Origin of the sequence: Rothia halotolerans (assembly GCF_004136635.1) — a bacterium.
Classification (GTDB): Bacteria; Actinomycetota; Actinomycetes; order Actinomycetales; family Micrococcaceae; genus Rothia; species Rothia halotolerans.
Genome location: NZ_NOIU01000001.1, coordinates 822,547 through 834,889 on the forward strand (window position 1 = coordinate 822,547; position 12,343 = coordinate 834,889).

The window sequence follows — 12,343 nt, forward strand, 5'->3', positions numbered from 1 at the left end:
ACATGAACATCCTGGAATACATCTCCGAGCCCCTGGCCTACGAGTTCATGGTCCGGGCGCTGGCGGCCACCGTCGCGGCCGCGCTGGTCTGCGCCGTGCTCTCCTGCTGGCTGGTGCTCACCGGATGGTCCCTCATCGGCGACGCCGTCTCCCACGCGGTGCTGCCCGGCGTCGTGCTCTCCTACATCTTCGGGCTGCCCTTCGCGGTCGGCGCGGTGCTCTTCGGCTTCCTCGCGGTGGGGCTGATCGGGGGGATCAACCACACCAGCAAGGTCAAGGAGGACGCCTCCACCGGCATCGTGTTCACCACGCTCTTCGCGCTGGGCCTGGTGCTGGTCTCGGTGACGCCCTCGCAGGTGGACCTCAACCACATCATCTTCGGGAACCTGCTGGGCGTCTCCACCGCCGACCTGATCCAGGTGCTGGCGCTCAGCGCGCTGTGCCTGGCCGTCCTGCTGTTCAAGCGCCGGGACCTGACCCTCTACGCCTTCGACCCCGGCCACGCGCAGACCATCGGGATCAGCCCGCGGGTGCTCGGCGCGGTGCTGCTGGGGACCCTGGCGCTGACCTGCGTCGTCGCGCTCCAGGCCGTGGGGGTGGTGCTCGTGGTGGCCATGCTGATCATCCCGGGGGCCACCGCCTACCTGCTGACCGACCGCTTCGACCGGATGCTCGTCATCGCCTCGGTCAGCTCGGTGGGGTTCTCGCTGCTGGGCGTGTACCTGAGCTACTACCTGGACACTTCGATGGGCGGCACCGTGGTGCTGTGCCAGGGCCTCTGGTTCGCGGCGGTCTACGGGGCCAGCCTGCTCCGGCGCCGGTCTGGGAGCACGGGCGGGCGGCGGCTCCGCCCGGCGCGCCGCGGGCGCCAGGAGGCCTGAGGGGCCCGCCTCAGGCCTGCGCGCGGGAGACGTAGAGCGCGTCGGTCGCGGCAGGACCCAGCGGGAGGGCAGCGCCGTCGTCGATCTGGACCTCGACGCCGCCCAGGTACGGGTCCCGGGCCCGCTTGAGCAGGCGGGTGCCCACCCGGATGCCGTGGCCGGCGAAGAACTGGAGCAGCTCGGGGTCGGCGTCGGAGATCCGCTCGACGCTCAGCGCCTGGTCCGCGCCCGCCTGCGTGAGGGGGATAGCGGCGGGCAGGGTGGTGGTGCCGTCGGCGGCCGGGATGGGGTCGCCGTGCGGGTCGCGCGAGGGATGGCCCAGGCGCTCGTCGATCCGCTCGATCATGAAGTCGGAGACCGAGTGCTCCAGCACCTCGGCCTCGTCGTGCACCTGGTCCCAGGTGTAGCCGAGCACCTCCACCAGGAAGGTCTCCAGCAGGCGGTGGCGGCGCACCATGGCGACGGCGTGCAGCCGACCCGCCTCGGTGAGCTCCACGCTGCCGTAGGGAGCGTGCTCCAGGAGACCCTGCGAGGTCAGCCGGCGGATCGCGTCCGAGACGGAGGAGAGCCGCAGTCCCGTGGCCGCGGCGATGCCCGACGCCGTGACCTCGTCGTCGGACCACTCGGCCAGCGTCCAGATGGTCTTGAGGTAGTTCTGGGCGGAGCTGCTCAGCTGGGTGACAGACATGGTCTCCATGGTACGGAACCGCCGGGACGGGCGCGGGCCCGCCGGAGAAGAGGCCCACTGAACGCGCCTCGGCACTCGAGGTGGCGCCTGCGAAGGGGGAGGGCGGAGACCGCCGCCCGGCGGATCCGGACCCGCGGAGGACGAGGGACGGGCCCCCGCCCTGCGATGCCGAGCGCCCGTGCGGGATCGATCCCGCACAGGCGACGGAGGCCTCACCCCGCGTTCGTCGGGGCGCTTATCGCCGCCTCGGCCTCGCGCAGCGCCTCCGCGGCGAGCGCGATGCCCTCCTCGCGGCCCAGCTCGGTGTCCTCGTGCTCGATGTTGACCCACATCTGCGGGTCGATCTCGCGCAGCGCCTCGAGGAACCGGGTCCAGTACTCCACGGGGTGACCCTTGCCGATCGCCACGAAGTCCCAGGCGGCGGGCTGGGGCCACTCGTTGGCCCACTCGTCGCCGCCGAGGTTGGTGCGCTCCTCGTCCGGGCCGAGACGGCGGAAGGAGTTGTCCAGCACGCCGTTGATCGCCGCCTGCGGGTTGATCCGCACGTCCTTGGCCGCCGCGTGGAGGACGAGCGGGCCGAGGTCGCGGGCCACGGCCACCGGGTCCATCTGCTGCCAGAACAGGTGCGAGGCGTCGAGCTCGACGCCGAGGCTCCCGGCCCCGGTCCGCTCCAGCAGCTCCCGGACGCCGGCGGGGTTGAAGACGAGGTTCTGCGGGTGCAGCTCCAGGGCCACCTTGACGCCGTGCTCGGCGGCCAGCTCGTCGATCTCGCGCCAGAACGGCGTCGCGATCCCCCACTGGTGCTCCAGGGCGTCCAGCGCGGCGGAGTTCCACGCGTTGACGATCCAGTTGGGGCGCGTACCGCCCTCCTCGCCGGCGGGCAGGCCGGACATGGTGACCACGCGGTCCTGGCCCAGGCGGGCAGCGAGCCGGATGGAGCGGCGGAGGTCCTCGGCGTGCCGGGGCCCGATCCGAGGGTTCGGGTGCAGCGGGTTGCCGTTGCAGTTCAGCCCGGCGATGCTCACGCCGGTGCCCTCGAACTGCGCCAGGTAGTCGTCGCGGGCGGCATCGCTGGTCAGGATGGCGTCCATGTCCGGGACGTGGAGGGGCGGGAGGAAGCCGCCGGTGTTCAGCTCGATCCCGGTGAGGCCCTGGCCGGCGACGGCCTTCAGGGCCTCGGCCAGCGGGCGGTCGTGCAGGATGGCGTTGTAGAGGCCCAGCTTCACGGGGCGGCTCCTCTCCGGGGGCTTGTTCCGAGGGTCGCGTGGAAGAATGTGGAACGTTCCAGACTTCTCCACTCCTGAAGTGTGATCTATGTCTATATGTCCTGTCAAGGAGGCGGCATGGCGCATCGGCAGCCCACCATCATCGACGTCGCCCGGCGCGCGGGCGTCTCCAAGTCGCTGGTCTCGATGGCGCTGCGCGGGGACCCCGGCGTCTCGGAGGCCCGGCGGACCGCGGTGCTCGACGCCGCGGCGCAGCTCGGCCACCGCCCCAACCGGGCGGCGTCGATCCTCGCCGGCACCCGGACGGACACCGTCGGCGTGATCGTCGACGACCTGCGCAACCCCTGGTACCTCCCCCTGCTGGAGGGCGTCCGGGAGGCGCTGGTCCCGCACGGGCTGCGACTGACGCTGACGGACGCGGCGATGAACCGGCACCTGGGCAGCGACCCCGTCGACGACGCCCTCTCGCTCCGGGTGGACGGGCTGATCATGGCCGCCGAGGCCCTGGATCCCCGGGCCGTGCCGGCGGAGCTCCCGCTCGTCGTCGCCGGCACCCGGGCGCAGCGGCCGGCGGGCGCCTGGGCGGTGGCCGCGGACGAGGCCGCCGGGGCCCGCCTGGCGCTGGAGCACCTGCGCGGACTCGGGCATCGCCGCATCGCCCATCTGACCGGCACGGGAGGCAGTGCGCGGGCGCGCCGCGAGGCCGCGGAGGCGGCAGCCGCCGAGGACCCGGCGACGAGCCTTGCGGTGGACGGGGAGGGCGCCCCCACCGAGGAGGCGGGCTACATCTCGGCGCTGCGCCTGCTGCGCGAGCACCCGGACACCACCGCGATCCTCGCCGCCAACGACGTCATGGCGATGGGCGCCCTGGCCGCGGCGCGGGAGCTGGGGCTGCGCGTGCCCGAGGACCTCTCGGTCATGGGGCAGGACGCCACTCCCCTGGCGGCCTCCCCGCTGCTGCGGCTCTCCACGGTGGACCCGCATCACGACGAGGTCGGCCGCGCGGCCGCCGGGCTGCTGGTGCGGCTGATCCGCGGGGAGGGCGGCGCGACGTCGGCCCCAGCATCGACATCGACACCAGGAGCGACCCCGGAGGCCCTCCTCGAACCCACCCTCATCGCACGCCGGACCACCGGGCCAGCCCCGGCGGAAACGGGCTCGTCCCAGCCGTTCCCCGCCCAGCCTCCGAATTAGATGACGAATGACGTAGGAAATTCTCCGCAGACCCTTGGCAAGCGCGAACTGTTGAGGATAGGCTCACCTTACTGGTTGCTGATAAGTTTCCTGTGTGTGTGATGCTGGAAGCCCCCGCCGTGAGGCGGGGGCTTCCGTCGTTGGGGAGCGGCCCCGCCGGAGGGCACCGCGGAGTCGGACCGCCACGACGAGCCGACGCGGCTACCCGCCCAGCCGCCGCAGCCGGGCGCGCAGACCCTCCACCATGACCTCCAGCCCCAGCGTGAAGGCCTGGTCGGCGGCGCTGACGCCCCGCTCGCGGCCGTCCTCGCGGGCCGCCCGGACGGCCATAGCCAGGGCATCGTCCCCGCCCTCGCCCTCCGGCAGGGCGATCTCCCCCTGGGCCACGACGTCCAGGGCGGAGCCGATGATGAACGACTCCAGGGCGACGATGACGGGCACGATCTCCCGGTCCGGCCACCCGCCCGCGCGCAGGCTCGCCGCCATCGGCCGGTAGACGGCCAGGGCGGACTCGGCCGAGCCGACGGGGTTGACGGCCAGCAGCGTGGCGACCTCCGGGTCGCGGGCGAAGGCCTCGCGGTAGGACCACGCCATCGGGACGATCGCAGCGTCCCAGTCCGCCTGCGCGAAGGCGGAGCCGTCGATGCCGGCGGTGAAGGAGTTCCGCATCAGGGTCACGACCTCCTCGCGCCCCCTGACGTGGTTGTAGAGCGCGGGAGGCTGCACGCCGAGGTGCTTCGCCACCCGGGCGAGGCTGAACCCGGACGCGCCCTGCTCCCGGCTCACCTCGAAGGCCGCCTCGAGGATGCGCTCCCTGCTGAGGAGGGGGCGGGTGGGGCGGCCTCTGGGGCGCGGGGGGACCGGCATCGGGCAATGACCTCCTGGAATTCCCTCTGGACACCTCCAGTATCCCATGTCACACTGTTGAAAATTATGGGGATTAATTATCGAGGGTCTCGGCCCCGTCCGGCGATGCGGAGAACACCATGAGCGAGCACCAGAGTCCCATCACGGCGACCTTCGGCACCCCGCCGCAGGTCACCATGAAGAAGGTCCTCGGACTGCCGGCGGTCGTCGCCTACGGGCTCTCCTCCATGGGCCTGCTGGCCGTCTTCACGATCTACGGCACGGGGACGCGGCTGAGCGAGGGGCACCTGCCGGCGGCCTACATCGTGGCCATCGTGGCCATGCTGCTCACCGCCCACAGCTACGCCCGGATGGCCTGGGCGGTCCCCCGCTCGGGCTCGGCGTACGTGTACTCGCGGATGTCCTTCGGGCCGTTCGTCGGCTTCCTCACCGGCTGGGTCATGCTCCTGGATTACATGTTCCTGCCCATGGTCAACTTCCTGCTGATCGGCATCTACCTCAACTCGGTGTTCGCCGCGGTGCCGATGTGGATCTTCACGCTGACCGCCATCGTCCTGGTGCTCTGCCTGAGCATCATCGGCGTGAGCTGGATCGGCAGGCTCAACCTCGCCCTCTCGGTGGTCGCGCTGCTGGTGGCGGGCGCCTTCGTCGTCCTGGCCTTCACCCATGCGGAGGACCTCACCGTCGAGTCCCTGACGGCCCCGCTGCTGCCCGAGAACGGGTCGCTGGGCTCCGTGATGGCCGCCGCGGCGGTGCTGTCCTTCGCCTTCCTCGGCTTCGACGGCGTCTCGACCCTCGCCGAGGAGACCCGGGACCCGCGCCGGACCATCCCGCGCGGCGTCGTGCTCTCGATCCTGTTCATCGGCGTGATCTTCTTCCTCGTCGCGTGGGCCGGCAACGTGCTCTACCCGGACTGGACGCAGCTGACCAACCTCGACGCCGCCGGCACCGAGATGATGGCCGCGGTCGGAGGAGGCGTGCTGACGACGGCGTTCCTGATCGCCTACCTCCTCGGCACCGTCCTGTGCGGCACGGCCGCCCAGATGAGCGTCTCCCGCGTCATCTTCGCCATGGGCCGCGACGGGATGCTGCCCCGGCCGCTGGCCTTCCTCCACCCGCGCTTCCGAACCCCCTACGTCGCGGCGATCCTCGTCTCGATCGTCTCCCTCACCGCGCTGTTCATCACGCTGGACCAGGCGGTGTACATGATCAACTTCGGGGCCCTGGTCGCCTTCGCGGTGGTGAACCTGGCGATGATCAAGCACTTCTGGTGGGACCGGAAGGACCGGGGCCCGCTGCAGGCCGTGCGGCACCTGCTCCTCCCCGCCCTCGGCTTCGCCTTCATCGCCTACCTCTGGAGCTCGCTGGCGCCGTTCACCTTCATCCTCGGCGGGGCGTGGATCCTCGTCGGCCTGGCGATCCTCGCCTGGCGCACCGGGGGCTTCCGCCGCCAGCCGCCGGCCATCGCCCTGGACGAGGATCCGGCAACGGGCACCGAGCCCCGCGCCCCCTCGACCGACATCCGCCTCTGACCCGAACCACCGCAGGAACCCCCGAACCGACGAACCCACGAACCGACCGGAAAGGCCCCACACGATGACCCACGCAGGACCCGAGCTCGCGATCCTCGCCGGCACGATCCACACGCTATCCGACGAGCGCGGGATCACCGCCCTCGGCATCACCGACGGGCGCGTCACCCACCTCGGCACCCGGGAGGAGGCCGCGGGCTGGGGCGCCCGGCGCGTCGTCGACCACGGCGCCGCGACGCTGGTGCCGGGGCTGGTGGACGCCCACATCCACCCCGTCCACGGCCAGAGCGTGGCCCGCGGGGTCTTCCTCGGCGACGCCGCGACGCCGGAGGAGGTCGGCGAGGCCCTGGCGGAGCACGCCGGCGAGGCCGCCTCGTCCGGCGAGTGGGTCCTGGGCTGGGGGTTGAAGCAGACGGTCTTCGGCGAGCGCGCGCCCGAGGGCCGCTTCCTCGAGCGCTTCCTGCCGGGCTGCAGGGTCCACGTGATGTTCTTCGACGGCCACGCGAGCATCGCCTCCCCCGCCGCGCTGGCCGCGGCCGGGGTGAGGGAGGGCGGCCCGGTCGAGGGAGGCGGGGAGATCGTCGTCGACGCCGAGGGGGAGCCCACCGGCTTCCTCGTCGAAACCACCGCAATGGAGCGGGTGCTCGCCGTCGTCCCGGCGATGACCTTCGAGGAGAAGACGCAGGCCGTGCTGGCGACCTTCGAGGGCATGGCCGCCGCCGGGCTGACCGGCGGGGAGGTCCTCGACCTGGAGGACCCCGACTCCATCGGGATCCTCGAGGCCATCGAGGAGCGCGGCGAGCTGCCGATCCGGCTCCGGGTGGCGCCGTGGATCCTCTCCAAGCACGGCCCGGAGCAGCTGGAGCGGGTGCTCGCCCTGCAGGGCCGGGAGGGGCGGCGCTTCGCCGTCCGCGGCGCCAAGCTCATGATCGACGGGACCATCGACAACGGCAGCGCGTGGCTGCACCGGCCCGACGCGTACGGCGAGGGCACCCACGGCCACTACTCCGAGCCGGAGCGGTACCTCTCCACCCTGCGCGCCCTCCACGAGGCAGGGGTCACGACGACGACGCACGCGATCGGCGACCGCGGCATCCGCTTCGTCATCGACGCCATCGCCGCCCTGCCCGCCGGCGGCCCACGGCACCGCATCGAGCACCTCGAGGAGCTCGACGACGAGGGGCTGGCCGCCCTGCGCGCCTCCGGCGCCGCCGCGAGCATGCAGCCGACCCACTGCACGCACTTCCTGGAGGCCGACCGGTCCGACGCGTGGTCGCGCCGCCTGGGCGACGAGCGGGTGGACTTCGCCTTCCGGCTGCGGGACGTGCACGACACCGGCGTCGTCCTCGCCCTCGGCTCGGACTGGCCGATCGCGCCCTACGACCCGCGCGAGATCATGGCCGACGCCCGCAGCCGGCGCCGCACGGCGGTGCCGGGGAGCGAGCCGATCCTGCCCGCGCAGGGGCTGACGGCCCTGGAGGCGCTGGAGGGGTACACGGCCGGGGGCCACGAGTCCACGGGGGCCGCCGGCGGGCGGATCGTCCTCGGCGCGCTCGCCGACCTCACGGTGCTCGACGCCGACCCGCTGGCGGTCTCACCGGAGGAGATGGCCGCGGCGAGGGTCGTGGCGACCTACGTGGGCGGAGAGCGGGTCGTCCTCGTCTAGTGCCTGCTTCCGGGCCCGCGCTCCCCGTGCTCCGGCTTGTCCTTCGCCAGCCACACGACGGCGAGGACCACGAGGATCACGAAGACGACGAGCGCGGCGTACACCCACAGGTGCGGGGTGCCCGACTGGATGGTGATCCAGGCGACCACCGCGGAGCCGACGATCAGAGTGCCCAGGAAGGCCAGGGTGACCTGGCTCCTGGAGCGCTTCGGAAACTGTGCCACGCGTCCCCCTTCCGGAGAGGCCCACCGGACCCTCGGGACCGGCCGGCGACTGCGATGCCGCCGTGACTGTCCATGCTACCCGGCACGGACGCCGAACGTAGGAGATCGCGCTGCCGATGACGGCGACGGCGCGCCTTCGGCTCAGCCGAATCAGCCGAAGGCTGCCGCCGCGTAGAAGATGATCGCGGCGAAGGCGAAGCCCACCACGCCGATCAGCGTCTCCATCACGGTCCAGGTCTTCAGGGTGGTCTTCTCGTCCATCTGGAAGAAGCGGCCCACCAGCCAGAAGCCGGAGTCGTTGAAGTGGGAGAGGATCACCGAGCCGGCGGCCACGGCCAGCACCATCGCGGCGACCTGGACCTCGTTGTACCCGCCGGCCTGGACGCCGGAGGAGATCAGCCCGGCCGCCGTCGTCAGCGCGACCGTGGCCGAGCCCTGCGCGACCCGCAGAATGCCGGCGATGAGGAAGCCCGCGAAGATCAGCGGGACGCCGATCCCCTCGAGCGAGTCCGTCAGGGCGTCGCCGATCCCGGAGGTCCGCAGCACGCCGCCGAACATCCCGCCGGCGCCGGTGATGAGGATGACCGAGCAGACCGCGGGCAGCGCGCCCTCGAGCGTCGACTGCACGGCGTTCTTGCTCTGACCGCGCCCCCTCCCGAGGACGACGACGCCGACCAGCAGGGTGATCAGCAGCGCCACCGGCGTCTCGCCCAGCAGCCCGAAGATCTGGAACCAGAGCTGGTCCGCGGCGCCCTCGCCCAGGGCGCCGGCGCTGTCCAGGGTGCTCAGGCCGGTGTTGGCGAAGATCAGGATCATCGGCAGCAGCAGCAGCGCCACCACGGTGCCCCAGCGCGGCGGATCCGAGCGGTCCTGGACCTCCTGGTCGCTGAAGAGGCTAGGCACCGGCAGGTTGACCTTGCGGCCGATGTACTTGCTGTAGACGTAGACGGCCAGCAACCAGGTCGGGATCGCGACGACGAGGCCCACCAGCAGAACCATGCCGACGTTGGCGTCGAAGAACGACGCCGCCGTGACCGGCCCCGGATGCGGCGGGACGAAGACGTGCATCACGGAGAACGCGCCGACGGCGGGGATCCCGTAGAACAGCATCGAGCCGCCGACCCAGCGGGCGACGGAGAAGACGACCGGCAGCATGACCACCAGGCCGGCGTCGAAGAAGATGGGGAAGCCGAAGAGCAGCGAGGCCACGCCCAGCGCCAGCGGCGCCCGGTGCTCGCCGAAGACCGAGATCAGCTTGTGGGCCAGCACCTTGGCCCCGCCGGAGACCTCCAGCAGGCCGCCGAGCATGGCCCCGAGCCCCACCAGCAGCGCCACGCTCGCCAGCGTGCCGCCGAAGCCGTCCAGCATCACGTCCGCGATCGAGTCGAGCGGGATGGTGACGACGGCGGTCAGGAGGCTGACGAGGATCAGCGCCGGGAAGGCGTGCAGCCTGAGCTTCATGATCAGCACCAGCAGCAGCGCGATGGCCGCCGCGGCGACCAGGAGCAGCGGAAGCGCTCCGAGTGTGGGGGTCCAGCCCTCGATCTCCATGACGGTCCTAACTGTGCGAGGTGGTCTCTGCCGAGCTGTCGCCACTGTACCGGGGCAGCTGCTCCAGGACCTCCTCGACCTCCCGGTCCAGGGGGGCGGCGACGTCGACGGTGAAGCCGTTCTCCTCCGGGCGCAGCGGCTCGAGGGTGTCGAACTGCGAGTCGAGCAGGGCCTGCGGGAAGAAGTGGCCCTCCCGCCCGCCGAGCCGCGAGGCGATCAGCTCGCGGGAGCCGGCCAGGTGCACGAAGACGGTCCGGGCGCCGTTGCCGGCCAACACCTCGCGGTAGCTGCGCTTGAGCGCCGAGCAGGTGACCACCAGCGAGCCGCCCCGCCCGGCCTCCTCGCGCATGGCCTCCACGATGAGGTCCAGCCACGGCCAGCGGTCCTCGTCGGTGAGGGGGGTCCCGGCCGCCATCTTCTGCACGTTCGATTCCGGGTGCAGGGCGTCGCCCTCGATGAAGCGGCTGCCCAGCTCCCGGGAGAGGGCCTCGGCCACCGAGCTCTTGCCGGTGCCGGAGACCCCCATGACGATCACGTGGACGGGTTGTGCGGGAGAAGGCATCATGCCCCGATTGTGCCACCCTTCACGGCGGGGCGCCTCACCCTTCCGGCGCGGGCGTCATGAGGCGTCCGGGTGCCTTCGACGCGCTCACTCCCTCAGGGCCCGGGCGGCCGTCCCCCGCACCGAGGCCGTGAGCGTCTCCAGGGCAGGCGAGGCGATCGTCCAGCGCTGCCAGTAGATGGGCACGTCGATCGGCCGCTCCACCAGCCGCACCAGCTCGCCCCGCTCCAGTTCCCCGGCGCACTGCTGCTCGGGGATGCCGCCCCAGCCCAGGCCCAGCACCACGGCGCGGTGGTACTCCGTGGAGGAGGGGATGAAGACGCGCGGGGCGTGGTGCTGGGGGCGCAGGCCGTGCCGCCGGGCGAGCATCTCCGCCATGGAGTCCAGGCCGGTGTCCTTGCGGTCGAAGCGCACCGAGGGGGCGGAGGCGAGCTGCTCCTCGGTGAGGCCACCGCTGATGCGGCCGGACGGCGTCGTGCTCAGGTCGGGGAAGAGCTCGGCGGCGAATCCGGCCTCGGCCACGATCCAGTAGCGCATACTGCCGAGCCGCTCCACCGAGCAGCCCTGCACCGGCTGCGGGTCGGCCGTCAGGGCTGCCATCACCGTGCCCGAGCGCAGCAGGGCCGAGGAGTGCATCTCGTCCTCGCGGTGGATCTCGCAGAAGATCCGCTCCGCGCGGGGCAGGGCGGCGACGGCGTCGAGGAACCAGGTGGCCAGCGAGTCGGAGTTCGCCGCGACGGCGAGCCGCCGGTCCGTGGAGCGGCCGGTGAGCTCCCGCTCGGCCTCAAGGGTCAGCTGCTCGATCTGCTGAGCCAGGCGCAGGACCGTCCGGCCGGCGTCGGTGGGCTCCACGGGGTTGCTGCGCCGCAGCAGGATCTGACCGCTCGCCTGCTCCATGGCCTTGATCCGCTGCGAGATCGCCGACGCCGTCACGTGCAGCACCAGCGCGGCCTCCTCGAAGGTCCGCTCCTCGACGACGGCGGCGAAGGTGCGCAGCTGCTCGGCCGTGAATCTCCTCATCCGGCCATCATAAGTTTTTCTCAGGCATCCTGAAAGAGTTTAGCTGTACTGTTCCGTGCGCTCTGCCTACCGTGGAGAGCATGGTCGTTGAACTCCCCCTTATCCTCATGGGCGCGGGCACCACGCTCGCGCTGATCGTCGCCATCGGCGCGCAGAACGCCTTCATCCTCCGCCAGGGCATCATGGGGCGCGCCATCCTGCCGGTGATCGTGTTCTGCACCCTCTCCGACGCGCTGCTCTACGCCCTCGGGGTCTCCGGCATGGGCTTCCTGGTCGAGCGCGCTCCGTGGGTGCTGACGGCGCTGAAGTGGGGCGGCGTCGCGTTCCTCCTCGGGTACGGGGCGATGGCCGCGCGGCGCGCGATCCGGCCCTCCGGGGAGACGCTGGTGGTGCCGCCGCGGGAGACCGGCAAGGACGACGACGCCGAGGGGCGCGGCCACGACGTCGAGGGGCAGCACCACGACCCCCAGGGGAACGGCGCGGATGCCCGCCCCGCGACGACCCCGGCCCCCGGCGGCAGGGAGGCGGCTCGCGAGAGCGTGTCCCCCGACGCCACCACGGGGGCCCGCGCCACGACGGGCGTCCTGCCGCGGGTGGAGCAGCCCGCCTCCGCGCCGGCCGGTGCCTCCCGCGGACGAGGCCGCGAGCTGACCAAGGTCCTGCTGACCTGCGCCGCCATCACCTTCCTGAACCCGCACACCTACCTGGACACGGTGGTGCTGGTGGGCTCGGTCGCCAACCAGCAGGGAGAGGCCGGCCGCTGGTGGTTCTTCCTCGGCTCGTGCACGGGCTCGGCGGCGTGGTTCTTCGCCCTGGGATACGGCGCGCGGCTGCTGCGCCCGCTCTTCGCCCGGCCCCTCACCTGGCGGCTGCTGGACGGCGGGATCGCGGTGCTGATGCTCTGCATCGCGGGGAGCCTGGCGCTCCAGTAG

12 protein-coding genes are annotated in these 12,343 nt (G+C 72.1%); 5 read left to right on the forward strand and 7 right to left on the reverse strand.

All coding sequences use genetic code 11. The annotated features are described in order from the left end of the window. The first annotated feature begins 2 nt into the window (after positions 1 to 2). A complete protein-coding gene (locus EWV39_RS03785) occupies positions 3 to 881 on the forward strand; it encodes a metal ABC transporter permease (RefSeq protein WP_129656923.1) in 879 nt (292 codons plus the stop codon). A 10-nt stretch (positions 882 to 891) separates the two neighbouring features. Here EWV39_RS03785 and EWV39_RS03790 read toward each other — a convergent pair whose 3' ends face one another. Together EWV39_RS03790 and EWV39_RS03795 are read right to left on the reverse strand one after the other, a co-directional pair. After that, positions 892 to 1,569, reverse strand: a complete 678-nt coding sequence (locus tag EWV39_RS03790; RefSeq protein ID WP_129656924.1) for a metal-dependent transcriptional regulator — start codon at positions 1,567 to 1,569, stop codon at positions 892 to 894. Between the two features lie 212 nt (positions 1,570 to 1,781). Further along, complete coding sequence (locus EWV39_RS03795) at positions 1,782 to 2,795, reverse strand: sugar phosphate isomerase/epimerase family protein (RefSeq protein ID WP_129656925.1); 1,014 nt, start codon at positions 2,793 to 2,795, stop codon at positions 1,782 to 1,784. Between the two features lie 117 nt (positions 2,796 to 2,912). On the opposite strand from EWV39_RS03795, the gene EWV39_RS03800 reads away from it, so the two are divergent. Next, complete coding sequence (locus EWV39_RS03800; protein ID WP_129656926.1) at positions 2,913 to 3,989, forward strand: LacI family DNA-binding transcriptional regulator; 1,077 nt, start codon at positions 2,913 to 2,915, stop codon at positions 3,987 to 3,989. A 201-nt stretch (positions 3,990 to 4,190) separates the two neighbouring features. Here EWV39_RS03800 and EWV39_RS03805 read toward each other — a convergent pair whose 3' ends face one another. Continuing rightward, positions 4,191 to 4,856 carry a TetR/AcrR family transcriptional regulator gene (locus EWV39_RS03805; protein ID WP_165313123.1) on the reverse strand — a complete coding sequence of 222 codons (666 nt, stop codon included), beginning with the start codon at positions 4,854 to 4,856 and terminating at the stop codon, positions 4,191 to 4,193. Between the two features lie 119 nt (positions 4,857 to 4,975). On the opposite strand from EWV39_RS03805, the gene EWV39_RS03810 reads away from it, so the two are divergent. Together EWV39_RS03810 and EWV39_RS03815 are read left to right on the forward strand one after the other, a co-directional pair. Continuing rightward, complete coding sequence (locus tag EWV39_RS03810) at positions 4,976 to 6,388, forward strand: APC family permease (RefSeq protein WP_129656928.1); 1,413 nt, start codon at positions 4,976 to 4,978, stop codon at positions 6,386 to 6,388. A gap of 64 nt (positions 6,389 to 6,452) precedes the next feature. Further along, positions 6,453 to 8,054: an amidohydrolase gene (locus EWV39_RS03815; protein WP_129656929.1), complete on the forward strand. Its 1,602-nt coding sequence runs from the start codon at positions 6,453 to 6,455 to the stop codon at positions 8,052 to 8,054. On the opposite strand, the gene EWV39_RS03820 is transcribed toward EWV39_RS03815, so the two are convergent. From EWV39_RS03820 to EWV39_RS03835, 4 genes are all read right to left on the reverse strand, one after another. Continuing rightward, on the reverse strand, positions 8,051 to 8,278 hold the full coding sequence (locus tag EWV39_RS03820) for a hypothetical protein (RefSeq protein WP_129656930.1): 228 nt from the start codon (positions 8,276 to 8,278) through the stop codon (positions 8,051 to 8,053). The two genes, EWV39_RS03815 and EWV39_RS03820, sit on opposite strands and share 4 nt — an antisense overlap. 150 nt (positions 8,279 to 8,428) lie before the next feature. Next, positions 8,429 to 9,829, reverse strand: coding sequence for a GntP family permease (locus EWV39_RS03825; RefSeq protein WP_129656931.1), 1,401 nt, complete (start codon positions 9,827 to 9,829; stop codon positions 8,429 to 8,431). 7 nt (positions 9,830 to 9,836) lie between these two features. Beyond that, the gene (locus tag EWV39_RS03830; protein ID WP_129656932.1) at positions 9,837 to 10,394 is read right to left on the reverse strand and encodes a gluconokinase; all 558 of its coding nucleotides are present in this window, start codon (positions 10,392 to 10,394) and stop codon (positions 9,837 to 9,839) included. Positions 10,395 to 10,478: 84 nt separating this feature from the next. Then, the gene (locus EWV39_RS03835) at positions 10,479 to 11,411 is read right to left on the reverse strand and encodes a LysR family transcriptional regulator ArgP (protein WP_129656933.1); all 933 of its coding nucleotides are present in this window, start codon (positions 11,409 to 11,411) and stop codon (positions 10,479 to 10,481) included. Positions 11,412 to 11,491: 80 nt separating this feature from the next. Between EWV39_RS03835 and EWV39_RS03840 the strand changes: the two genes are divergently transcribed. Continuing rightward, positions 11,492 to 12,343: a LysE/ArgO family amino acid transporter gene (locus EWV39_RS03840; protein WP_202864882.1), complete on the forward strand. Its 852-nt coding sequence runs from the start codon at positions 11,492 to 11,494 to the stop codon at positions 12,341 to 12,343.

Coding starts and splice junctions, on each gene's coding strand:
- EWV39_RS03785 (WP_129656923.1), top strand. CDS start 3: ATGAACATCCTGGAATACATCTCCGAGCCCCTGGCCTACGAGTTCATG.
- EWV39_RS03790 (WP_129656924.1), bottom strand. CDS start 1,569: ATGTCTGTCACCCAGCTGAGCAGCTCCGCCCAGAACTACCTCAAGACC.
- EWV39_RS03800 (WP_129656926.1), top strand. CDS start 2,913: ATGGCGCATCGGCAGCCCACCATCATCGACGTCGCCCGGCGCGCGGGC.
- EWV39_RS03805 (WP_165313123.1), bottom strand. CDS start 4,856: ATGCCGGTCCCCCCGCGCCCCAGAGGCCGCCCCACCCGCCCCCTCCTC.
- EWV39_RS03810 (WP_129656928.1), top strand. CDS start 4,976: ATGAGCGAGCACCAGAGTCCCATCACGGCGACCTTCGGCACCCCGCCG.
- EWV39_RS03815 (WP_129656929.1), top strand. CDS start 6,453: ATGACCCACGCAGGACCCGAGCTCGCGATCCTCGCCGGCACGATCCAC.
- EWV39_RS03825 (WP_129656931.1), bottom strand. CDS start 9,829: ATGGAGATCGAGGGCTGGACCCCCACACTCGGAGCGCTTCCGCTGCTC.
- EWV39_RS03830 (WP_129656932.1), bottom strand. CDS start 10,394: ATGATGCCTTCTCCCGCACAACCCGTCCACGTGATCGTCATGGGGGTC.
- EWV39_RS03835 (WP_129656933.1), bottom strand. CDS start 11,411: ATGAGGAGATTCACGGCCGAGCAGCTGCGCACCTTCGCCGCCGTCGTC.
- EWV39_RS03840 (WP_202864882.1), top strand. CDS start 11,492: ATGGTCGTTGAACTCCCCCTTATCCTCATGGGCGCGGGCACCACGCTC.